A 22,438-nucleotide genomic window follows, 5' to 3' on the forward strand; every position below is an offset into this window, starting at 1 on the left:
ACTGCGGCTGCTGCAGACCGTGGTCGCGGTCGCCGCCGAGAAGAACTCCACCCTCGTCCTGCCCTTCCCCGTCGAACTGCTGCGCTTCCTGGAGAAGGCCCAGCAGCAACCGCCCACGTCGTCCAGGAGGTCGGAAACCGCCGTCGACCCGGGCACACAAGGGGCAGGTTCAAGACAGGACTAGACCTTACGGAGCACCCACCGGTTACCCATGCGTAGTGTTTGCGCTGTGAATGTCCTGTGAAGCCTTCCGGGTCGACCTCGGACGGCCAACGTGCGGGGGGCGTACGCCAGTTGACGTACACGCGTCCAGAAGTCGACCTTGTGTACTCCCTGTGAGGCTCGGAATAGTGGGTGCAGTTCAACCGCCTTCCGGTTCGTGAGGTCCCCACAACCTCCCGGGCCGACCCCCCACAGGAGGACAAGAGTTGAAGCATCGACGCATACCCGGGCGCCGTGCGGCCGTGGCAGGTGCGGGCATCGCCGCACTGGTTGCCGCGGGAGTCACTTTCCAGACTGCGAATGCCAGTGAGCCCGCGAAGACCCCCGTGGCGGCGACCCTGTCGTCCACGGCGGCCGGAACGCTCGCCTCGACGCTGGCCGAGGACCTCGGCTCCGACGCGGCGGGCACGTACTACGACGCGAAGTCGAAGAACCTCGTGGTCAACGTGCTCGACGAGGCCGCCGCCAAGACCGTGCGGCAGCACGGGGCCAAGGCCAGAATCGTCGCGAACTCCCTTGCCGCGCTGGACGGTGCCCGCACCACGCTGCAGAAGGACGCGACCATCCCCGGCACCTCGTGGGCGACCGACCCGGTCACCAACAAGGTCGTCGTCACCGCCGACAAGACGGTCTCGCAGGCCGAGTGGACCAAGCTCGCCAAGGTCGTCGACGGGCTCGGCGCCAAGGCCGAACTCAAGCGCTCGAAGGGGGAGTTCAAGCCCTTCGTCGCGGGCGGTGACGCCATCACCGGCTCGGGCGGCCGCTGCTCGCTCGGCTTCAACGTGGTCAAGGGCGGCCAGCCGTACTTCCTGACCGCCGGCCACTGCACCCACGCGATCTCCACCTGGTCCGACTCCAGCGGCAAGCAGATCGGCCAGAACGAGAAGTCCAGCTTCCCGGGCACCGACTTCGGCCTGGTCAAGTACACCGCGGGCGTCGACCACCCGAGCGCGGTCGACCTCTACAACGGCTCGGCACAGACGATCACCAAGGCGGGCGAGGCGACCGTCGGCGAGAAGGTCACCCGCAGTGGTTCGACGACCCATGTGCACACCGGCACGGTCAAGGGCCTGAACGCCACCGTGAACTACTCGGAGGGCACGGTGAGCGGCCTCATCCAGACCGACGTGTGCGCCGAGCCCGGTGACAGCGGCGGCTCGCTCTTCGACGGCGACACCGCGATCGGTCTCACCTCCGGCGGCAGCGGCGACTGCACCTCGGGCGGCGAGACCTTCTTCCAGCCGGTCACCGCGGCGCTCTCGGCCACCGGGAGCCAGATCGGCTGAGCGACTGGCTGGGCCGAAGCCGCTGAGCCCGGATTCGCTGAGCCTGATCGGCTGAGCCGGAGCGGCGCGAACCCCCACGGGATCCGCAGAGCCCCGCCCCCGCGCGCGAGGGGGCGGGGCTTTCGCGTTCCCGCGCGAGGGAGCCGGTGCGGGCACAAGGGGCACGGTGGTGTTTGTGCAGGTGGGGCGCGCTCGAACGGTTGTCGTACACATGTTCGGGAATTGGTCTATGGTGGGGGTGGGAGTATTGGGAACTGATGTTCGAGAGCCGGTGTGGCTCACGAGTGCGGGAGGTGCGGGTGCCGGGCTTCACGCATCTGCACACCGTCTCCGGGTTCTCCCTGCGCTACGGCGCCTCGCATCCGGAGCGGCTGGCCGAGCGTGCCCTGGAGCGGGGCATGGACGCCCTCGCGCTCACCGACCGCGACACCCTCGCGGGCACCGTCCGCTTCGCCAAGGCCTGCGCCGGGGCGGGGGTCCGTCCGCTGTTCGGCGTGGAGCTGGCGGTGGCGGGGCCCGAGCCGGTAGCGGACGCGTCCGTCCGGCGGGAGCGCCGGCGGACGCCCGTGCGCGGTGGTGCCTTCGCCGACGAATCGACCCCCCGCGTCACCTTCCTCGCCCGTGACGGCGCCCGCGGCTGGGCCGGCCTGTGCCGGCTCGTCACCGCCGCCCACTCCCAGGCGGGACCCCCGTCCCCGGGCACTCCGCTGCTGACCTGGGCCGACAACCACGCCGACGGCCTGACCGTCCTGCTCGGCCCGGACTCCGACGTCGGCCGCGCCCTCGCCGCGGGCCGCCCCGACCGCGCGGCCAAGCTCCTCGGCCCCTGGCGCGAGGTCTACGGCGACGCCCTGCGCCTGGAGGCCGTCTGGCATGGCCGCACGGGCACCGGGCCCGGCTCGCTGCGTCTGGCCGCCCGCACCGTCGGCTTCGCCGCCGAGCAGGGCATCCGGCCCGTGCTCAGCAACGCCGTCCGGTACGCCGACCCCGGCCAGGGCCCGGTCGCCGACGTGCTGGACGCCGCCCGCCGCCTGGTCCCCGTCGACGCGACCGGGGAGCTGGACTCCGGCGAGGCCTGGCTGAAGGACGCCGGGCTGATGGCCCAGGCCGCCGAGCGGATCGTCGAGGCCGCGGGCTACCGCCGGGACACCGCCCACCGTCTGCTGGAGCAGACGCAGGCGACGGCCGCCGAGTGCCTGGTCGACCCCGAGGACGACCTCGGCATCGGCACCGTCCACTTCCCGGAGCCGCACCTGGTGGGCGCCGGCCGCCGCACCGCCCAGCGCGCGCTCGCCTCCCGGGCGGCGGCGGGGATGGTGCGGCGCGGCTACGCCGGCCGGCGCCGCTACTGGGAGCGGATGCACGAGGAACTGGACATCATCGCCCACCACGGCTTCGCCTCCTACTTCCTGACCGTGGCCCAAGTCGTCGACGACGTACGGAGGATGGGCATCCGGGTCGCCGCGCGCGGCTCCGGCGCGGGCTCTCTCGTCAACCACCTCCTCGGCATCGCCCACGCCGACCCGGTGGAGCACGGGCTGCTGATGGAGCGCTTCCTGTCCAAGCGCCGCATGGTCCTGCCCGACATCGACATCGACGTGGAGTCCGCGCGCCGGCTGGAGGTCTACCGCGCGATCATCGACCGGTTCGGCACCGAGCGGGTCGCGACCGTCGCGATGCCGGAGACCTACCGGGTGCGCCACGCGATCCGTGACGTGGGCGCCGCCCTGTCCATGGATCCCGCCGACGTCGACCGCATCGCCAAGTCCTTCCCGCACATCCGCGCCCGCGACGCCCGCGCGGCGCTGGAGGAACTGCCCGAGCTGAGGCGGCTGGCGGGGGAGAAGGAGCGGTACGGCAGGCTCTGGGAGCTGGTCGAGGCCCTCGACGCCCTCCCGCGCGGAGTCGCCATGCACCCCTGCGGTGTGCTCCTCTCCGACGCCTCGCTCCTGGCCCGTACCCCGGTCGTGCCCACCAGTGGCGAGGGCCTCCCGATGTCCCAGTTCGACAAGGACGACGTGGAGGACCTCGGGCTGCTCAAACTGGACGTGCTGGGTGTGCGGATGCAGTCGGCGATGGCGCACGCGGTCGCCGAGGTGGAGCGGGCCACGGGGGAGCGGATCGACCTGGACGCGGTGCCGCCGGGCGACCCGGCGACGTACGGTCTCATCCGTTCCACCGAGACGCTCGGCTGCTTCCAGATCGAGTCGCCGGGGCAGCGGGACCTGGTCGGACGGCTCCAGCCGGCCACCTTCCACGATCTGGTCGTCGACATCTCCCTCTTCCGGCCCGGGCCGGTCGCCGCCGACATGGTGCGGCCGTTCATCGAGACGCGGCACGGGCGGGCGCCGATCCGCTACCCGCACCGGGACCTGGAGGAGCCGCTGCGGGAGACGTACGGGGTCGTCGTCTTCCACGAGCAGGTCATCCACATCCTGGACATCATGACCGGCTGCGGGCGCGACGAGGCGGACCGGGTGCGGCGCGGGCTGTCCGACCCGGAGTCGCAGGATCGGATCAAGGTGTGGTTCGCGCAGCACGCGGCGGCGAAGGGCTACGACGCGGAAACGATTCAGCGCACCTGGGAGATCGTGGAGGCGTTCGGTTCGTACGGCTTCTGCAAGGCGCACGCGGTCGCCTTCGCCGTGCCGACGTACCAGTCCGCCTGGCTGAAGGCGCATCACCCGGCCGCCTTCTACGCGGGACTGCTCACGCACGACCCCGGTATGTATCCGAAGCGGCTGCTGCTGGCGGACGCGCGCCGGCGCGGGGTGCCGATCCTGCCGCTGGACGTGAACGTGTCGGGGGTCGCCCACCGCATCGAACTGGTGTCTGAACCAAAGGAGTCCGGGAAGAGGCCCGGGCAGGGGCCCGGGAAGGGGCCCGGGAAGGTCTGGGGGCTGCGGCTGGCCCTCTCCGACGTGCACGGCATCAGCGAGGCGGAGGCGGCGCGGATCGCGGACGGGCAGCCGTACGCCTCACTGCTGGACTTCTGGGAGCGGGCCCGGCCGAGCCGCCCGGTCGCCGGGCGGCTCGCCCAGGTCGGCGCGCTGGACGCGTTCGGTGCCAACCGCCGCGACCTGCAACTGCACCTGACGGAGCTGCACCGGGGGACCAGGGGCGCGGGCGGCGGGCAGCTCCCTCTGGCGGGCGGACGCAAGACCGCGGCGGCCGGGCTGCCGGACCTGTCCGCCGCGGAGCGGCTCAGCGCCGAGCTGGGCGTGCTGTCCATGGACGCCTCGCGCAACCTGATGGACGACTACCGCACGTTCCTCGACGAGCTGGGAGTGGTGTCGGCGCGCCGGCTGCGCGAGGCCCGGCACGGCGAGACGGTGCTGGTCGCGGGCGCCAAGGCGGCCACCCAGACCCCGCCGATCCGGTCCGGCAGGCGGGTCATCTTCACCACGCTGGACGACGGCACGGGCCTGGTCGACCTCGCCTTCTTCGACGACTCCCACGACGCCTGTGCGCACACCGTCTTCCACTCCTGGCTGCTGCTGGTGCGCGGGGTGGTGCAGCGGCGCGGCCCGCGCAGCCTCAGCGTGGTGGGCGCCGCCGCCTGGAACCTCGCCGAGCTGGTCGAACTGCGCGCCGAGGGCGGCCTGGACGAGGTGGCGGCATGCCTCGCGCAGACGGGAGGGGACCCGGAAGGGGCGGACGTCCCGGACGGCGGTGCCCGGCGGGCCCGGCTCGCCGGGTCGGACGGGAGCCCGGCGCCGGCCGGCTCCGCGGCGCAGGACCCGATGGAGGCCGCTCGCGACCGCCGCATCCGCATGCCCACCGGTTACGAGATGCATCCATGGGCGGATCTGCGCCCTGCGGGGGAAGGGCCCGCGAGTGGAAGGAAGTTGTGGCACCAGAGTCCGGGGAGTGCGGGATGACCATCCTCTGCGTACGTTTCCAGCTGCCTGAGAGGTGCGAGGCGGCGTTTCCCCGGCTGCTCGGCCTCCTCGAGGAGTTCACCCCGGTCGTCGAGGCGTTGCCGCCGGACGGCGCGCTGGCCGATCTGCGGGGCGCCGAGCGGTACTTCGGGCGCAGCGCGGTCGAACTGGCGTCGGTGATCCGCGTCCGTGCCCTTGCGCTGCACGGCGTCGACTGCGCGATCGGCGCCGGGCCGGGCCCGATGCTGGCCCGTATGGCACTGCGCGACGCCCGGCCCGGGGTGACGCACGTGGTGCCCGACGACCCCAAGGCCGTTGCCGAATTCCTCGCCGAGCGGCCGGTCGCCGCGCTGCCGGGCGTCGGCGCGGTCACCGCCCGCACCCTGGGCGAGTACGGTCTCGACACCCTGGGCCGGGTCGCCGCCGCGCCGCTGCCGACGCTGCAGCGCCTGCTCGGCGCGAGGGTCGGCCGCGAACTTCGTGACAGGGCCGGCGGCATCGACCGCGGCCGGGTCGTCCCGAACGCCGTCGCCCGCTCGCTGGCCACGGAACGCCCTTTCGACCGCGACGAGTTGGACCCGGGCCGGCACCGCAGGGCACTGCTGTCGGCGACCGAGGAACTGGGCGCCCGGCTGCGCGCCCTGGGCCAGGTCTGCCGCACCCTGACCCTCACCGTGCGCTACGCCGACCGGTCCGCCACCACCCGCAGCCGCACTCTCGCGGAACCGACCGCCCACTCCGCCGCGCTGACCTCGACGGCCTACGGCCTGTACGAGGCCCTGGGGCTGCAGCGCGCCCGAGTCCGCGCGCTCGCCCTCCGCGCCGAGGGCCTGACCCCGGCCGAACAGGCCTCCTACCAGCTCACCTTCGATCCCGTCGACGAGAAGGTCCGCCGCGTCGAGGAGGTCGCCGACCGCGCGCGGGCCAGGTTCGGCCCGCGTGCGGTGATTCGTGGAGCGCTGGCCGCCTGACTGCTGTGGCGGAGGGGTCGGCCGACCCGCGGCGCAGGGGTCAGTTGGCCCACGGCGGAGTGATGCGCGTGCCGTCGGCCAGTTCCGCCTCCAGGCCGATGGTCGTGGTGACCCAGGAGACCGCGGTGCGGTCCGTGGGGTTCTCGACGGTGAGTGTCGCACCGGGATTGACGATCACCGTGTCGCCCGCGGTGACCCGGTCGGTGCGGCCGTCCAGGGTGATCAGGAGCTCGCCGTCGAGGAGGTGGAAGATCTCCTCCCGGTTGACGGTGTGGGCGGGGGCCCTGGTGCCGGCGGGGATCTCACCGCGCCATGCGCACAGCTCCGCGGAGCCGGTCAGCGGGGTGGCGTGCGAGATGAAGCGGGCGCCGTGGATCTCGTGAGTCACGGCCTCGGACGGGCGGACGATGGGCATGGCTCTCCTCCGTGCATATGGTCAAGCTACTTGACTACATTGCTCGCCTCTATGGTCAAGCTGCTTGACCAATCCGTCAAGGGTGTTTCAATGCCTCCGTGCAGAACTCCGAAGCCATGGCCCTGTCCGCCGCCCTGCTCGCCGTCGCCGGTGAGCTCACCCAGCGCATCCACGACGGTGTCGTGGCCCGCGGCTTCGAGGGCCTCAGGCCCGCCCACGGCTTCGCCTTCGCGCGGCTCGCCCCGGACGGGGCGACCGTCACCGAACTCGCCGCTCATCTGGGTGTCACCAAGCAGGCGGCCAGTCAGCTCGTCGACGAGATGGTGCGCAAGGGTTATACGGAGCGCCGGCCGCATCCGGGCGACGCCCGGGCCCGGCTGGTCGTGCTGACCGAGCGGGGGTGGGCCTGCACCCGTGCGGCGGAGGAGTCGGCCGCCGAGGCGGTGCGGGCCTGGGTCGATGTGATCGGCGATGCCGAAGTCCGGGCGCTGGGACGGCAGTTGGCGCGGATCGCGCCGTACGGGCCGATCCGCCCCGCGTGGTGACGCTATATCGGAAGTCTGCGGCAACTTCCGGCTATCACTGGAAGTTTTTACTGACGCGTAACTTCTCACTTTGACTACTCGCCCGTAACTTGACGAGTGAACAGCATCCCGTGATCCGGATCACAGGGCCTAGTGCCGTCGTACCTCCCCTGAGCCGCAAGGAGATCACCCGATGCTGCCCTTCAAGCGCGCCCTCAGACCACTGGCCGCACTGCTCCTGGCCGCCGCCGTCGCCACCGTCCCGGCCGCCACCGCCCACGCCTCCGCCGCCGCGGTGACCTCGGACCACGGCTGGAACGACTTCTCCTGCAAGCCGTCCGCCGCGCACCCCCGCCCCGTCGTCCTCGTCCACGGAACCCTCGGCAACTCCGTCGACAACTGGCTGGCCCTCGCGCCGTACCTGACGAGCCGCGGGTACTGTGTCTTCTCCGTCGACTACGGTCAACTGCAGGGCGTCCCGCTCTTCTACGGCCTCGGGCCCATCGACAAGTCGGCAGAGCAGCTGTCCGCCTATGTCGACGAGGTGCTCGCCGCCACCGGAGCCGCCAAGGCCGACCTCGTCGGCCACTCGCAGGGCGGCATGATGCCCCGCTACTACCTGAAGTTCCTCGGCGGTGCCGGCAAGGTGAACGCCCTCGTCGGCCTCGCGCCCGACAACCACGGCACCACCCTCAGCGGCCTGACCAACCTGCTGCCGTACTTCCCGGGTGCCGAGGACCTCATCTCCGCCGCCACCCCCGGACTCGCCGACCAGATCGCCGGCTCCGACTTCCTCACCAAGCTCAACGACGGCGGCGACACGGTGTCCGGCGTCCACTACACCGTCATCGCCACCAAGTACGACGAGGTGGCCACGCCGTGGCGCACGCAGTACCTGACCGGCTCCGACGTGCGCAACGTCCTGCTGCAGAACCTGTGCCCGCTCGACCTGTCGGAACACGTGGCGATAGGGCTCTTCGACCGCATCGCGTTCCACGAGGTGGCCAACGCCCTCGACCCGGCGCACGCCACCGCCACCACCTGCGCGTCGGCCTTCAGCTGACGCGTACTTCGGGGCCTGTCCGACCTGAGCCGCCGGACAGGCCCCGCGCTCCGTGGCCGCCTCAGCGGCCGTCCCCGGTGCTCACCGCCTGCTGCCGCCGCCCGCCGCCCGCCGGCGGACCGAGGCGAAGAGCGCCGCCGAGCCCAGCGCCAGGGCGGCCGCGCCGCCGACCGCGTGCGGCTCCCGTGGGGGGGTGATCCGAAACTAGCCCCGGCGCACGGCGAAATCCCCTGCTGGAGGCGGTGGAAGGAGATCCTTATGCTCGCGTTAAGGGAGTGCTGAGGCTGGGCTCAGGTAGGTAGCGTGCGCGGCATGGAGACCAAGGAGATCCGGGCGGCGACCGCCGCCGACATGCCGGCCGTGAAGGCCGTGACCGACGCGGCCTACCGCCCCTACATCGCGCGCCTCGGGGTGGTGCCGGTGCCCATGGAGGCGGACCACGCGGCCGACGTGGCCGCGGGACGGGTGTTCGTCACGGAGGAGCCCGCCACGGCTCGCGTGATCGGCCTCGTCGTGATCGAGGCGCGTGCGGACCATCTCTTCCTCGACAGCATCGCCGTCCACCCCGACGCACACGGCAGGGGCGTGGGGCGGCGGCTGCTGGAGTTCGTGGACGCACGCGCGCGTGCGCTGGGTCTGCCCGAGATCAGGCTCTACACGAACGCGATGATGTGGGAGAACCAGAGGATCTACCCGAAGTTCGGCTACCACGCCGTGGAACGTCGCGTGGACGGGCCCTACGACCGCATCCACTACCGCAAGCGACTCGTCCGACGCGTCTCATGACCCCACCCGCCCGGCTATACGTCCGGCCACCAGGTGCGCGCGATGTCCTTTCTGACCTCCGGGCGCCCGGCAGGACGCTCGTCGGCTTCCTCACGGACCCGGCGCGCGTCCGTCCTCCTCAGGGGCTTGTGCACTGTCACGCGGCGCATGGCTGCCTCCTTCGACGTCTACCGGGTTCCGTGTTCTCACGGGGGTAGACCTGTCGGGCGAGAGTTCCTCATCGGTGCGGGTCTGTCTGTGGCGGCTGTCACGAACCGGCTGTCAGTGGCGGGTGTCACCCTGGGGCGCATGAGTGAACCGACGACAACCGAGGACGGGCCGGCCCCGGCCTACGTGGACTGGGACGCGCAGGCCGCCGTCTTCGACGACGAGCCGGACCACGGGCTGCGCGACCCGGAGGTGCGCGCCGCCTGGGCCGGGCGGCTGCGCGGCTGGCTGCCGGAGCGGGCGGGCGACGTCCTGGACCTCGGCTGCGGCACCGGCAGCCTCTCGCTCCTCGCGGCCGAGCAGGGGCACCGCGTGACCGGGGTCGACCTGTCCCCGCCGATGCTGGAGCGGGCGCGCGCCAAGCTCGCGGGCCGTGACGCGGTCTTCCTCGTCGGTGACGCGGCGGCGCCGCCGGTGGGCGAGCAGCGCTTCGACGTCGTCCTGGTCCGCCACGTGCTGTGGGCGCTGCCCGATCCCGGCCGTGCCCTGCGGCACTGGCGGGGGCTGCTGCGGCCGGCCGGGCGGCTGGTCCTGGTGGAAGGAGTGTGGGGCACGGTCACCCCCGTGGGCATACCCACGGACCGGCTCGTCACTCTCCTTGCGCCGCTCGCGCGTGACACACGGGTGGAGCGGCTGTCCGGCGACCCACGGCTGTGGGGGAAGGCCGTGGACGACGAGCGGTACGCGGTGGTGGCGACGGTGTGAGCCGCGCCGCGTCCGCTTGAGCGTGCGCCGGTGACGCCGTCACGTCAGCAGTGCGTCGAAGCCGCCCTCGCGGGCCAGCGTCTCCAGTTCGTCGAGGGCGGCCAGCGCGGCGGCCGCGGCCACCGGGTCCCTCTCCGGCAGGCCGCCGGCCGCGAACTCGTCCTCGTCCAGGCGCCGTACGTCCCTGCCGTCGGCGGAGCGCCACAGGTCCAGGTCGAGGTCCTCGACGACGAGTTCGGCGCCGGTGCGCGTGGCGGGGCGAGTGATGTCGCAGTACCAGCCCTTCAGCGCGCCCTCGGCACCACGGACCTCCTTCACCGAGTACCAGCGGTCGCGCCAGTAGTACTCGGTGAAGACGTCACCCGGCTCGAAGCGCACGAAGCCGAAGTCGCGGACGCCCCCGCCCGCCCACGCGGCACGGACCGCGATCCGGGTACCGTCGTCGGCGAGCAGCTCCGCCGGATAACCGATCTTCGTACGCCCGCCCTTGACCAGGACGACGTTCAGCAGCCCTGCCGGTTCAGCCGAGTTCGCGGACATGCCGCACCTCGGTCGCGCAGATCTCGTACCCGAACCACTTGTTGATCGCGATCATCGGTCCGTTGCCGGTGTCGTTCCCGGTGAACGCCTCCGTGTATCCGGCGGCCCGCGCGCGGTGCAGCGAGTCGTTCTTGGCGAGCTTGGCCAGGCCCCGGCCGCGGAAGGCACGGGCGGTGCCGGTCATGACGGTGCCGTACCGGGTGGCCCCGTCCGTCCGGGCCGCGCTGAACGCGGCGGGGCGCCCGTCCACCAGGGCCACCGACGTCAGCTCGGGACTGAACAGCGGGTGCCGCCAGGTCTCCTCCAGCCAGGCCTCGTAGTCCGTGAACTCCGAGTCCACATCGCTCGGTTCGTCCGCGGAGGTCTCCGCGTCCAGCGCGAACAGGGGGCGCGGATCGGCGGCGAAGTCCGACCCCCTGCGCAGTTCCACGCCCGGCGGCGGGTCCTGCGGCGTCGGCAGCGTGCCGCCCGCCAGATCGAGGCGGAGGAAGTGCGCGGAGCGGCTCGGGCGGTAGCCGTGCCGCTCGGCGAAGACACGGTTGCCCGGCTCGTCCAGCACCCAGGCGAACAGCTTCCGCGCGCCGTGGGCCCTCAAGTGCTCCTCGGCGGCCCGGACGAGGAGCGTACCGGCGCCGCGGCGTGTGCGCTGCGGGTGCACGTACACATTGACGTTGCCCTGGCCGGGCTCGGGGCTGTCGTGGACGCGGTGCACCTGGGCGGTGCCGATCACCTCGCCGTCCTCCACGGCGACGAGCGGCCGGTAGTGGGCGTCGGGGTGCATGTGGGTGAGGTCGTAGGCGACGGAGTCCGGGGTGAACAACATGAACGGCAGCGCCAGATGCCGGACGCGGGCGAAGCCCTCGAGGTCGGCCCGGGCGTCCGGGCGGAGGTCACGGACGATCACAGTCATGAGGACGCACGCTACGGAAGACCCGCCGGGGCTGCCTCTCATTTTCCGGCGGGTACGGGACAATCACCGGGTGACCTTGAAGATCCGGATCGACGACGGCGCACCGCCCTACGAGCAGGTACGGGCGCAGATCTCCGAGCAGGCGCGATCGGGCGCGCTGCCCGTGGGATACCGGCTGCCGACGGTACGAGGACTGGCCGAGTCGCTCGGTCTCGCGGCGAACACCGTTGCCAAGGCGTACCGGGCTCTGGAGGCGGACGGGGTGATCGAGACCCGCGGCCGCAACGGGACGTTCGTGGCCGCGGCCGGCTCGGCCGCGGAGCGGGAGGCGGCGGGGGCCGCCCAGGCGTACGCCGAGCGGGTGCGGCGGCTCGGGCTGGACGAGGACGCGGCCCTTGCCGCGGTACGCGACGCCCTGCGGGCGGCCTACGAGGAGTAGGGCCTGATCCGCCGGACAGTACACCTGGCCCGAATGGTCACCGGCGTGCCGCGAGTTGGTCCGGGGTGCGGGTCACCGTCAGGTCCGCCCGCCGCGCCGCCCGGGCGAACACCACCGCGTCCCCGACCGCCGCTCCCGCCGGGTCGTTGTTGAAGTACGCGTACACGTCGTGGTCGTCGGCCCAGGTGGTCGCGATGCGGTCGACCCAGGTCTCCAGGGAGCGGCGGCCGTAGTGCGGCCAGGCTCGGGCGCGGCCCACGTGGAAACGGACGTAGCCCCAGTCGGTGGTCCGCCACAGCGGTGTGACCGGACGGGCGTGGGCGTCGGCCCAGCACAGCGCGGCCCCGCGTGTTTCGAGCACCCGGCGCGCCGGCGGCGTCCACCACGAATCGTGCCGTGGCTCGACCGCGACCCGCGTGCCCGCCGGGAAACACGCCAGGCAGGCGTCCAGCAGGCCCGGGTCGCAGCCCAGCGTCGGCGGCAGTTGGAGCAGCACCGGTCCGAGCCGGCCGCCGAGGCCCTCCGCGTGGCTCATCAGACGGTGCACCGGCTCCTCGGGATCCTTCAGCCGCTTGATGTGGGTCAGGTAGCGGCTGGCCTTGACCGCGACCACGAAGTCCGGCGGGACCCGTTCCCGCCAGGCCTCGAAGGTCTCGCGCGCCGGCAGCCGGTAGAAGGCGTTGTTGACCTCCACCGTGGCGAAGTGCGCCGCGTACTCCTCCAGCCACAGCCGGGTGGGGCATCCCTGCGGGTACAGCACGCCCCGCCAGTCCTTGTACTGCCAGCCCGACGTCCCGACGAACAGGGTCATACGCCCATCAAAGCACCGGCGCGCCCCGCGGGCCCGCCGCCGGAGTACCCGTATCCCTACAGGTACAGGCCCGCGTCCACCCCGCCCCGCGGCTCCGGGAGCGTCGTCGGGGACGTGCCCCGGCGCAGGGCGTACAGCTCGGCCAGGGTGGCCCCCTCCCGGCCGACCCCCTCCTCGGTGCCCAGCCAGCCCACCGCCTCCGTACGGGTCAGGGGGCCCACCTCGATGCGGGCCAGGCAGCGGCCCGGGCGGACCACGGCCGGGTGGAGGCGTTCCAGGTCCTCGTTGGTCGTCACGCCGACCAGCACGTTGCGGCCCTGGCCGAGCAGTCCGTCGGTGAGGTTCAGCAGCCGGGACAGCGCCTGGCCCGCCGTGTGCCTGGCCTCCCCGCGGATCAGTTCGTCGCAGTCCTCCAGCAGGAGCAGGCGCCAGCGGCCCTTGCCCGTCGGGTCCTCCTCGCCGATCGCGATGTCCATCAGATAGCCGACGTCGGAGAAGAGCCGCTCGGGGTCCAGGACGCAGTCCACCTGGCACCAGTCCCGCCACGAGCGGGCCAGCGTCCGCAGCGCCGAGGTCTTGCCCGTGCCCGGTGGGCCGTGCAGCAGGAGGAGCCGGCCCGCGATGTCCTCCGGGGTCGTCTTCATCAGGCGGTCCATGGCGTCCGCCACCGGCGCCGTGTAGTTGGGCCGGACCTCCTCCCAGGTGCCCGCGGAGATCTGGCGGGTGGTGCGGTGCGGGCCGCGCCGGGGGGAGACGTACCAGAACCCCATCGTCACGTTCTCCGGCTGCGGCTCCGGCTCGTCGGCCGCTCCGTCGGTCGCCTCGTCCAGCACGTCGGCGGCCAGCTCGGCGCTGGTCGCCGTGACCGTGACGTCGGCGCCCCGGTTCCAGCGGGAGATCAGCAGCGTCCAGCCGTCGCCCTCGGCGAGTGTGGCGCTGCGGTCGTCGTCGCGGGCGATCCGCAGCACCCGGGCGCCGGGCGGCAGGAGGGTGGCGCCGGAGCGGACGCGGTCGATGTTCACCGCGTGCGAGAACGGCTGCTCGCCCGTCGCGAAGCGGCCGAGGAACAGCAGGTCGACGACATCGGACGGCGAGTCGGAGTCGTCGACGGTGAGCCGTACCGGCAGTGCGTCGTGTGGGTTCGCAGACATGCCGCCATGATCCGGCACGCGGGCGCCGTGCGCACCCGCTTTCCGCGTGGCACCCGGGTGGGAGGCACGGGGCACGTCCACACCGTGCGCATGAATGCCGCGGCCCTCGCACTCCGTCCACCCGGTTACGAAGTCGTGCATCCGCGAACCCTGCCCCGCGGGTGATTTCCACCGTTACTGTTGCCTTTGATGGGACGTCATGGGTGGGAACCGGGGGCACGGCGGTGGCGGCTCACCGCGTTGCTCGGCGTGGGCGTGGCCGCTCTGGCCCTGGTGGTGACGCTGATCAACACGCTGCCCGGCAGTGGCAGCACCGCAGGCACGACGCGTGACGGCGCCAAGGTGCACGGCACGCCCGCGACCCCGCCGAACGCGGACAAGCCGGACGTCGGCTGGGGCTTCACGCACACGCAGTACAGCGCCGACGAAGGCGACCCGGCCGCCACCGAGCGGGTCGAGGGACTGCTGTCCAAGGCCGGGAGCCTGCCCCAGAACCAGCACATCATGGGCTGGGGGGCCGACAACCCGGAGCCGGTGAAGGGGCGTTACGACTTCGCGGCGATGGACCGGCGGGTGGACTTCATCCGGAAGTCGGGCGGCACGCCCGTGATCACCCTGTGCTGCTCCCCGGACTGGATGAAGGGCGGCAGGGCCGGCGTCGACAGGACCGACTGGAGCCAGGCCGCTCTGGAGACCGCCCCCACCCCCGACCACTACAAGGACTTCGCCGCCCTCGCCGCGACGGTCGCCAGGCGCTATCCGGACATCACCCACTTCATCGTCTGGAACGAGTTCAAGGGGTTCTGGAACGACGCCCGGGCCCGCTGGGACTACGAGGGATACACCCAGCTGTACAACCTGGTGTACGGGGCGCTGAAGAAGGTCAACGACAAGATCATGGTCGGCGGCCCGTACCTGGTGATGGACAGCGTCGACCCGCGCGAACAGGACGCCTCCGCCGTCCTGAAGGGCACCTGGGGCGCGATGGACCAGCGGGTCCTCGACGCCTTCGGCTACTGGAACCGGCACAGGGCCGGCGCCGACTTCGTGGTCGTCGACGGCTCCAGCTACACCAAGGACGACGACCTGCTGCCCAACGAGTTCGGCGCCACCGACAAGCTCACGGCCGTGGGCCAGTGGGTGCGCCGGCAGACCCACGACCTGCCCCTGTGGTGGGCCGAGTACTACGTCGAGCCGGCCGACGGCCACGACGACCGCAGGACCTGGACCGAACCCCACCGCGTCGCCGTCCAGGCCGCCGGCCTGATCGCCCTGGTCAAGGGCGGTGCCTCCTCCGGCTTCTACTGGAACCCGGAGGAGGAGAAGGGCGCGGGCTGCGCCGGCTGCCTGTGGACGCCGACCGACGGCGGCGACGGCGGCCGGCCCCTGCCCATGCTCGACCTGGTCTCCCGCTTCAACCAGGCCTTCCCGCCCGGCAGCAGCTACGCGTCGGTGTCCGTCGCCCCCGACGACGTGCCCAACGTGCGCGTGCTGGCCACCGACAGGACCGTCCTGGTGGTCAACACCCTCGACCGGCCGATCAGCGCGCAGGTCGACGGCAAGCGGTTCGACATGAAGGCCTACGAAGTGAAGTGGCTCAAGCGGTAGACCGCCAGGTGAAGTGGCCCGAGCGACGGGCCGCCCGAGCCACTTCACGGGAGGTACGACGTGACCCCTAGCCGCGCCCCATCGTCAGGAACCGCTGCACCAGCGAGGCGAACAGCACTGCCAGCAGCGGCAGCGAGAACCAGAAACTGCTCTGCAGCCACCCCAACTGGCGCACGCTCGGGCGCATCGCGACCCGTACGACCTCCCGGGCGGTCAGCATCAGGATCAGCGCAAGGGCCGTGAGCCCGCCGACCACCGACCACGGCGTCCAGGTCACCTTCGGCCCGATCGGCCCGGGATGCGGCTGCGGCACGGCGCCCGTGGGCTGCTTGCGCAGCGCGTACATGGTCACGTCGTCGTTGGTGAGGACCTTCTTCAGCTCCTGCCGGTTGTCGAGATTGTGCACGAGCCGCGACACCCAGGTGGGCGCATAGCCCACGTCCATCCGGAGGTAGGTGACCTGACCCCGGTTGATCATCAGGTACGAGTTCGGGCCTGCGTCCTTCAGCGCCTTGACCAGTCCCGACACCAGCACGGGGTCGGCCGGCGCGAGCGTCGGCACGTAGTTCACGCGCTCCATGTCCTTCGTGCCCCACGGCATGGCCGGCGTGACGTCGTTGACGGTGTCGTTGCTCAGCCACAGCAGCCGTACCGTCGGCCTGTCGTGGGCGTAGACGTAGTCCATGGCCGCGACCTCGCCGGGGCGGATCCGTTCGAAGGGCTCGTTGCCCCAACGTGCCACCAGGAAGCCGCCCATGAGCAGCAGCCCGGCCATCAGGGCCGCGATCGGCGCCAGGCTGACCCGGTCCTTCTCGCGCTCCGCGGCGGTCACACCGGTACGCGGGAAGAGGGCGAGCGCGCCGAGCAGGCCCGCGCCGGGCAGGGCGAACATGAAGACGCGCAGCGCCATCTCGCCGCCGTAGGACTGCATGCCGAAGCCGAGGAACGGCACGAAGGTGAGCACCAGCAGCGACCGCTCGCGGTACCGGTGCCCGCGCCGCCGCCACCAGCCCCAGCAGGCGAAGGCCATCACGGCGCCGGCCAGCAGCACCCGGGTGTACAGGACGAGCTTGTGCGTGGAGTCGCCGCCCTGGATCCGGCCGGACACGGACGTCGACACGTTGCTGCCGACGCCGCCGACCCCGCCGAAGAGCTCGTCGAAGTGCCCGGACCAGTACGGCTCGGCCATGAAGCCCAGCCAGAAGGCCACCAGCACCGCGAACAGGATCGGCAGGCCCCGCAGTTCGCAGCGCCCGACCAGCACCAGCGCGGCCAGCACGCCCAGCATCACGAACGGGGTCAGCTGGTGGGCCGGAACACTGGCGGCGAACAGGCCGATCAGCACCGCCAGCAGCACGGCGCGCTGCCGCCGGTCGGCCGGTTCGACCTCCGCCTCGCCGGGTCGCGCCTTGGCCCAGATCACCCCGGGCGCCCGGAACCACACGAGGAGGATCGCCACGAAGGCGAGGTACAGCAGGTAGGTGAAGCCCTGCGGGGAGAAGTAGTCCTGGCCCACCCAGCCGCTGAGAACGAAGATCCACACTCCGGTCCACCTGGCCCGCCAGCTCGCCCGCAGAGACCGGGTCAGCAGGAACATGGGCGCCAGGTACATCAGTTGGACGGTCAGCGGCCACCAGCGGATGACCTCGGTGAAGTCCGACAGCCCGCAGGCCCGGGCGAGGAAGGCGGCCGCCGCGAAGAAGCCCGGCCAGCTCCAGCGGGCGTCCAGGTCGGGTACGGCCGACCCGGTGCGGTCGATGTAGTCGATGAAGCCGAGGTGCTGCCAGGCCGTCGGGAACCGCGGCTCGGTCTCGATCACGGCGGGCAGCGCGTGCAGTGAGACGACGGTCGCGAGCAGGGTCACCAGCAGGAGTGCCCTGTGCTCCCGCCGCAGCCACAGCAGCGTCGCGAACACGGTGACCAGCAGCGCCGCCCCGACCAGGGTCGGCAGCGGCAGCACCGAGACCAGCCCGAGCCCGCCCATCCGGTCCAGGTCGGAGTCGTCGAGCCGCAGTGCGGGCACCCAGTACAGCAGCAGCGCCGCTGTCAGCAGACAGCCCAGGAGGACGCCGAGCCGGGTGGGCACGAGCCGCTGCCGCCACGACAGCGGGGGCGCGCCGGGCCGCCGTGGCTCGGGCCGCGAGCCCGGGGACTCCTCCCGGCCGGCCTCCGCCGCCCCGACCGGCTCCTCGGGTACCGCCCTGCGCTCGGCACCGAACAGCAGGTCCGGGACGACGGCCCGCTCCTCGGTCCCGGACGGGCCGCCTGGGACGAGGCCCCGCTCCTGTGCCCCGAAGGGGGCGTCCACCTCGTGCTCGGCCGGCCCCAGGGAGGCCTCCGAGCCGGGTTCCCGCGCCTCCACCGGCAGGCCCAGCGCCTCCGGCCGATGCGGGCGCAGCGCCCACGTCGGCCGGGGGTCGTCCCGCACCACGGCCGTGCCCGCGGGCGGTGTGCCGGGGCCGGGGCGCACGTCGGGCCGCCGTTCCTGGTGGTCGAAGTCGACGTGGATGCCGAGGGCGAGGGTGTCGGAGTCCAGTGCCCAGGCGGGACGCCGGTGCGGCGCGGTCCCGGCGGGGACCTCGCGCGCCCCCAGGTCGGCGAGGTCCCCGTCGGGTGCCGCGTCCTCGGGGACGTCGGCGGCCGGGGCGGCCTTGACGGTCTTGTACAGCCTGGGCGCGGCGATGGCGACGATCACGGTCAGGCTGGAGATCTCGGCGACGCCCGCGCCGGTCAGCCCCATGCGCGGCAGCAACAGCAGCGTCAGTCCGAGCACCAGCACGCACAACAGGCCCTGCAGCCAGGCCAGCCCGGCGGTACGGCTCTGCGCGCGCAGCACCGCGAAGTACGTCTCCATCACGACCCGCAGCAGCGCGCCGACCGCGAACCAGCGCAGCAGCCCGGTAGCGGCGTGCGCGTAGCCCTCGCCGAAGACCCGCAGGATGAACGGGGCGCAGAGGAACAGCAGCCCGCAGATCGGCACCATGATGCGGGCCATCCGCCGCAGCGCGGCCCGGGTGTTGGCGGCCAGCCGCGCCGGGTCGTGCGAGCCCTCGACGGTCAGTGAGGCGCCCATGTTGATGGCCAGCAGGTTGACCGTGCCGCCGATGGTCGTCGTGATGTAGAAGTACGCGTTGTCCTCGGAGCTGACCTGCGAGGCGATGATCACCGGCACCAGGTAGACCACGGCGAGCGAGAAGAGCGATCCGGTGTAGTCACCGGCGAGGAACCTTCCGAGCTCTCGCGTGGTCGGCGGCTGCGCGTGCTCCTCGGTCGCCCTGACGTGCCGTGGCACCAGCCGCCGGAACACCAGCCAGCCGAGCGGCACGACGGAGGTGGCGATCGCCACGACCCAGGAGACGAAGACACCCGTCGTCGGGATCGCGGCGGCGAGCCCGATCAGCAGTGCCAGCTTCACCGCGGAGAAGACGGTGTTGCCGACCGGGACCCAGGGCGCGCTGCGCAGCCCGGTCAGCACCCCGTCCTGCAGGGTGAGCAGGTTCCAGGCCATGACGGCCACGATGAAGCCGAGGCCGTGGGCGAGCCCGTGCAGGAAGCGGTACGACGGCCCCCACATGTTCAGGGTGAGCAGGAAGATGCCCGCCGCGCCCGCCACCACCAGCGAACTGCCCGCGTACGTACGGGCGATGAGGCGGCCGGTGGCGCGGGCCGAGATCGGGATGAACCGGGCCAGCGCGCCGGTGAGCGTCACCGCCGTCAGCCCGGCGAGCAGCTTCATGGCGGCGATCGCGGCCGAGCCCTGGCCGACCGCGGATTCGGAGTAGTAGCGGGCGGCGACCAGCCAGTAGCCCAGGCCCAGCACCGCGGAGATCCCGGTGTTGAGCATCAGCGCGTAGGCGTTGCGGAACAGCTGGTTGCCGCCGGACCGGCCCCGTCCGGGCAGGCGCAGACGGCGCCCCGACTGCGCGGGCGCCTCGGTCGCGGGGGCTGTGGCCTCGGTGGTGGTCGTCGTGTCAGACACGGGCGCAGCTGGCCTTCCGGCGGACCTGTCGTGCTCTGCGGACCATGGCGTACCCCTTGGTCAGGGCGCGGTCCCTGGCGAAGTTCCGGGCGATCGCGCGGCCCTGGACCAGCCGCTCGAACTCCTGGACGGTGGTGCTGCGGCGCACGGTGAGCCGCTGCAGGGCGTACGGACCCTGCCGGCGGCGCGCCAGACCGTTGCCGACGGCGAGCGCCTGGGCGAAACCCGCCTCCCGGACCCGCTCGCGCACCCGGCGGCTGGAGTAGCCGTAGGGGTAGGCGAAGGAGGCCGGGACGGTGCCCAGTTCGTCGGCGACGATCTCCCTGCAGCGGGTGAGCTCCGGCCACAGGGCGTCGTCGTCGAGCTGGTCGAGCTGGGGATGGGTGTGGCTGTGCCCGCCGATCTCGACCCCGGCGGCCGCCAGTTCGCGCACCTGCTTCCAGTCGAGCATGGTGTCCAGGCCGCCGCCGGTGTCGTGGGCGCCCCGGATCCAGCCGGTGGAGACGAACAGCGTGGCCGGGAAACCGTGCTCGGCGAGCGCCGGAAGGGCGTGCCGGTGCACGCCCTCGTAGCCGTCGTCGAAGGTGATCAGAACGGGATTCCCGGGCAGCGGCGAGCTGCCCGCGGCGCGCCAGTGGGCGGCCAGTCCGGCCGTGGTGACCGGGGTGAAGTCAAGGTCGCTCAGCACGGCCATCTGCGCGGCGAACGCCTCGGGGCTCACGGACAGGCCGCGCGTTGCCTCGTTCGGTTCCCGGGCGACCGCGTGGTACATGAGCACCGGCACGGGTGCGCTCATCCGGCTCTTCCCCCCTCGCCGTCCGCGATCCGCGCGACGTGCACCTGCGAGAACCCGGCTCCGCCCCGGCGTGCCCGGACGCTCCCGACGACGTACCCGCCCGCCGCGGTCAGCACGCCGGCGACGATCGCCCCGGCCCGGCCCGCGCCGCCCGGACGGGCCAGCAGCGCGTCCCGCAGCCCGCGGGCGACCCCGGCGGGCAGCACACGGGTGGTGTACCGGCGCTCGGACTCGAGCCCCTTGTCCGCGCCCACACTGCGCGCCACCAGCGCCTTGGACAGGCCCTCGGCGTAGGTGCGGGTACGGAAGTAGCGGAAGTGCTCGCGCGCCTCGGGCACCCGGTGGTGGATGACGGCCCGGTCGTCGATCAGCAGGACCGCGTCGGGCCGGGCGCGGGTGAGCCGGATGCACAGCTCCGTCTCCTCGCAGCCCAGCGGCCGTTTGTCGCCGTCCCGGCCGATGCCGGTGGCGAAGCCGCCCGCCGCGTCGAACGCCGTACGGCGGAAGGAGGCGTTTCCGCCCAGGACGTTGCGCACCCGGACCCGGCCCGGCGGCAGGCCCCGGTACGTGCAGCCCACCACCCAGTCGAACTCCTCCGGGAACCAGGCGGGCCGGCGGCCCGACGCCCAGACGGGCATCGTCCGGCCGCCCACGGCCATGACCCGGGGGTCCTCGTACCCCTCGGCGAAGCGCCGCAGCCAGTCCCGCTCGGCCACGGCGTCGTCGTCGAGGAAGGCGATGATCCCGCCGCGCGCGGCGGCGATACCGGTGTTGCGTCCGGCGGACAGACCGCGGGGGCCCGCGTTGGCGAGCACCCGGACCTCCCCGCTCTCCCGGTGTTCCTTGTACTCCTCGGCCAGCCGGTCCAGGAGCGCCCGGTTGTGGTCGACCACCAGGAGCGTCTCCAGGGCGGGCCGGGACTGCGCCCGCACCGAGGAGACCGCCGCGAGGATGTCCTCCCAGCGGTCCTCGGTGTAGACGCAGATCACGACGGAGATGCCGAGATCGCTCAAGACACCTCTCCCCGCACCGAGTCGAGCATCGGCGAGTGGTGCTCCCGGCGGCGCAGGGCCCGCCGGTTGGAACGCTCCTTGAGGATCACCTTGAGGACGCGGAACCCGTCGCGCACGGCACGCAGGTTGCTCGCGCCGTGGATGCGCAGGTACTCGTGGCTGGGAATCTCCTGCACCTTCAGCCCGGCCTTGACCACTCTGATGTTCATGAGTGTCTCGACCTCGAACCCGGTGCAGTCGAGGTCGATCTTGTCGAGGCAGTGCCGCCAGAACGCGTTGTAGCCGTAGCACAGGTCGGTGTAGCGGGCGCCGAACTTGCGGTTGACCACGGCGCACAGGACCCGGTTGCCCAGCCTGCGGATGAAGGTCATGTCGTCGGTGCCGCCGCCGTTGGCGAAGCGGGAGCCCTTGGCGAAGTCCGCGCCCGAGACCAGGGCGGAGACGTACGACACGATCTCGTTGCCGTCGGCCGAGCCGTCGGCGTCGACCATCACGATGATGTCGCCCGTGCAGGCCTCGAAGCCGGTGATCAGGGCGTCACCCTTGCCCTTGCCCCGCTGTTCGACGACCTTGACGTCGGGCCACAGCCCGCGGGCGACCTCGACGGTGTTGTCGATGGAATTGCCGTCCACGAGAACGACTTCGTGTATCCAGTCCGGAAGTGTCTTGAAGACGTAGGGCAGATTCCCCGCCTCATTCATGGCGGGGATCACCACGCTCACCGGTGGCGCAATGGCCAGGTGAGAGGAGATCGGCCGGTAGGGGCTGTCCCTTAACGGATCTTGGCCCGAAGCCGGCGTGCGCAGAACTGAGCTCATGAGTCTTGTCCCTCTCGTCCGGCGGACCGCCCGCCCCTGGGTGGCCCGGCTATGTGTCCGGTTCGAAAGGGGGGTTCTCACTCGAAGCACGACGGAATGGACCTCCGTGCACGCCGGGTGAGCTGGCAAAGCTGGCCGGTGTGCCGAAAAACGGCAGCCGGTCGCGCGGCACGACCCGGTCACCAGTGGTCACCGGGCACGGCACCCCCCTACCGCGCCCCACGCCGGAACGTCGCGGTCCCTGAGCCCTCCCCTGGAGCCGCGTACTGACGGACCGATGCGGGTGAGATGTACGACGGTATTGACGATTGAA

Annotated in this window: 19 protein-coding genes and 1 pseudogene; 10 read left to right on the top strand and 10 right to left on the bottom strand. The window is 72.2% G+C overall.

Translation table 11 applies throughout. The features are described 5' to 3' along the window. The 4 genes and pseudogenes from AB0A61_RS33495 to AB0A61_RS33510 form a co-directional block, all read left to right on the top strand. Positions 1 to 184, top strand: a pseudogene (locus AB0A61_RS33495) (slipin family protein); the annotation flags it as partial. Between the two features lie 244 nt (positions 185 to 428). Then, complete coding sequence (locus AB0A61_RS33500; RefSeq protein ID WP_361300862.1) at positions 429 to 1,508, top strand: S1 family peptidase; 1,080 nt, start codon at positions 429 to 431, stop codon at positions 1,506 to 1,508. Positions 1,509 to 1,807: 299 nt separating this feature from the next. Continuing rightward, a complete protein-coding gene (dnaE, locus tag AB0A61_RS33505; RefSeq protein ID WP_361300865.1) occupies positions 1,808 to 5,389 on the top strand; it encodes a DNA polymerase III subunit alpha in 3,582 nt (1,193 codons plus the stop codon). Then, on the top strand, positions 5,386 to 6,360 hold the full coding sequence (locus AB0A61_RS33510; protein WP_361300868.1) for a hypothetical protein: 975 nt from the start codon (positions 5,386 to 5,388) through the stop codon (positions 6,358 to 6,360). The genes dnaE and AB0A61_RS33510 overlap by 4 nt, the downstream gene beginning before the upstream one ends. 40 nt (positions 6,361 to 6,400) lie before the next feature. Here the strand turns inward: AB0A61_RS33510 and AB0A61_RS33515 are convergent, their stop codons facing one another. Then, positions 6,401 to 6,775, bottom strand: a complete 375-nt coding sequence (locus tag AB0A61_RS33515) for a cupin domain-containing protein (protein WP_361300871.1) — start codon at positions 6,773 to 6,775, stop codon at positions 6,401 to 6,403. A gap of 98 nt (positions 6,776 to 6,873) precedes the next feature. On the opposite strand from AB0A61_RS33515, the gene AB0A61_RS33520 reads away from it, so the two are divergent. The 3 genes from AB0A61_RS33520 (at position 6,874) to AB0A61_RS33530 (ending at position 9,148) form a co-directional block, all read left to right on the top strand. Then, positions 6,874 to 7,320, top strand: coding sequence for a MarR family winged helix-turn-helix transcriptional regulator (locus tag AB0A61_RS33520; protein WP_361300874.1), 447 nt, complete (start codon positions 6,874 to 6,876; stop codon positions 7,318 to 7,320). Positions 7,321 to 7,492: 172 nt separating this feature from the next. Next, a complete protein-coding gene (locus AB0A61_RS33525) occupies positions 7,493 to 8,362 on the top strand; it encodes an alpha/beta fold hydrolase (protein ID WP_361300877.1) in 870 nt (289 codons plus the stop codon). Positions 8,363 to 8,674: 312 nt separating this feature from the next. Continuing rightward, the gene (locus AB0A61_RS33530; RefSeq protein WP_361300880.1) at positions 8,675 to 9,148 is read left to right on the top strand and encodes a GNAT family N-acetyltransferase; all 474 of its coding nucleotides are present in this window, start codon (positions 8,675 to 8,677) and stop codon (positions 9,146 to 9,148) included. A gap of 14 nt (positions 9,149 to 9,162) precedes the next feature. On the opposite strand, the gene AB0A61_RS33535 is transcribed toward AB0A61_RS33530, so the two are convergent. After that, positions 9,163 to 9,297, bottom strand: a complete 135-nt coding sequence (locus tag AB0A61_RS33535) for a hypothetical protein (protein WP_361300883.1) — start codon at positions 9,295 to 9,297, stop codon at positions 9,163 to 9,165. Between the two features lie 139 nt (positions 9,298 to 9,436). On the opposite strand from AB0A61_RS33535, the gene AB0A61_RS33540 reads away from it, so the two are divergent. Next, positions 9,437 to 10,060, top strand: a complete 624-nt coding sequence (locus tag AB0A61_RS33540) for a class I SAM-dependent methyltransferase (protein ID WP_361300886.1) — start codon at positions 9,437 to 9,439, stop codon at positions 10,058 to 10,060. A gap of 39 nt (positions 10,061 to 10,099) precedes the next feature. Here the strand turns inward: AB0A61_RS33540 and AB0A61_RS33545 are convergent, their stop codons facing one another. Together AB0A61_RS33545 and AB0A61_RS33550 are read right to left on the bottom strand one after the other, a co-directional pair. Further along, positions 10,100 to 10,600, bottom strand: a complete 501-nt coding sequence (locus AB0A61_RS33545) for a DUF402 domain-containing protein (protein ID WP_361300889.1) — start codon at positions 10,598 to 10,600, stop codon at positions 10,100 to 10,102. After that, on the bottom strand, positions 10,581 to 11,510 hold the full coding sequence (locus AB0A61_RS33550; protein ID WP_361300892.1) for a GNAT family N-acetyltransferase: 930 nt from the start codon (positions 11,508 to 11,510) through the stop codon (positions 10,581 to 10,583). The genes AB0A61_RS33545 and AB0A61_RS33550 overlap by 20 nt, the downstream gene beginning before the upstream one ends. 70 nt (positions 11,511 to 11,580) lie before the next feature. On the opposite strand from AB0A61_RS33550, the gene AB0A61_RS33555 reads away from it, so the two are divergent. Then, positions 11,581 to 11,949 carry a GntR family transcriptional regulator gene (locus tag AB0A61_RS33555; protein ID WP_361300895.1) on the top strand — a complete coding sequence of 123 codons (369 nt, stop codon included), beginning with the start codon at positions 11,581 to 11,583 and terminating at the stop codon, positions 11,947 to 11,949. A gap of 37 nt (positions 11,950 to 11,986) precedes the next feature. On the opposite strand, the gene AB0A61_RS33560 is transcribed toward AB0A61_RS33555, so the two are convergent. Together AB0A61_RS33560 and AB0A61_RS33565 are read right to left on the bottom strand one after the other, a co-directional pair. Beyond that, complete coding sequence (locus AB0A61_RS33560) at positions 11,987 to 12,760, bottom strand: DUF72 domain-containing protein (protein ID WP_361300898.1); 774 nt, start codon at positions 12,758 to 12,760, stop codon at positions 11,987 to 11,989. 56 nt (positions 12,761 to 12,816) lie between these two features. Next, a complete protein-coding gene (locus AB0A61_RS33565; RefSeq protein ID WP_361300901.1) occupies positions 12,817 to 13,911 on the bottom strand; it encodes a DUF5925 domain-containing protein in 1,095 nt (364 codons plus the stop codon). Positions 13,912 to 14,100: 189 nt separating this feature from the next. Here AB0A61_RS33565 and AB0A61_RS33570 point away from each other — a divergent pair, with 189 nt between their 5' ends. Continuing rightward, positions 14,101 to 15,519, top strand: coding sequence for a xylan 1,4-beta-xylosidase (locus tag AB0A61_RS33570; RefSeq protein WP_361300904.1), 1,419 nt, complete (start codon positions 14,101 to 14,103; stop codon positions 15,517 to 15,519). A gap of 67 nt (positions 15,520 to 15,586) precedes the next feature. Here the strand turns inward: AB0A61_RS33570 and AB0A61_RS33575 are convergent, their stop codons facing one another. The 4 genes from AB0A61_RS33575 to AB0A61_RS33590 are packed head-to-tail and all read right to left on the bottom strand — an operon-like array spanning position 15,587 to position 22,125. After that, the gene (locus AB0A61_RS33575) at positions 15,587 to 19,498 is read right to left on the bottom strand and encodes a lipopolysaccharide biosynthesis protein (protein ID WP_361300907.1); all 3,912 of its coding nucleotides are present in this window, start codon (positions 19,496 to 19,498) and stop codon (positions 15,587 to 15,589) included. After that, positions 19,491 to 20,294, bottom strand: coding sequence for a polysaccharide deacetylase family protein (locus AB0A61_RS33580; RefSeq protein ID WP_361300910.1), 804 nt, complete (start codon positions 20,292 to 20,294; stop codon positions 19,491 to 19,493). Before AB0A61_RS33580 ends, AB0A61_RS33575 begins: the two co-directional genes overlap by 8 nt. Further along, positions 20,291 to 21,307 (bottom strand): glycosyltransferase family 2 protein, encoded by a 1,017-nt coding sequence (locus AB0A61_RS33585; protein WP_361300913.1) that lies wholly within the window; start codon positions 21,305 to 21,307, stop codon positions 20,291 to 20,293. The genes AB0A61_RS33580 and AB0A61_RS33585 overlap by 4 nt, the downstream gene beginning before the upstream one ends. Beyond that, positions 21,304 to 22,125, bottom strand: coding sequence for a glycosyltransferase family 2 protein (locus AB0A61_RS33590; protein WP_361300916.1), 822 nt, complete (start codon positions 22,123 to 22,125; stop codon positions 21,304 to 21,306). Before AB0A61_RS33590 ends, AB0A61_RS33585 begins: the two co-directional genes overlap by 4 nt. Between the last annotated feature and the right edge of the window lie 313 nt (positions 22,126 to 22,438).

Source organism: Streptomyces sp. NPDC046197 (genome assembly GCF_040646295.1).
Taxonomy (GTDB): Bacteria; Actinomycetota; Actinomycetes; order Streptomycetales; family Streptomycetaceae; genus Streptomyces.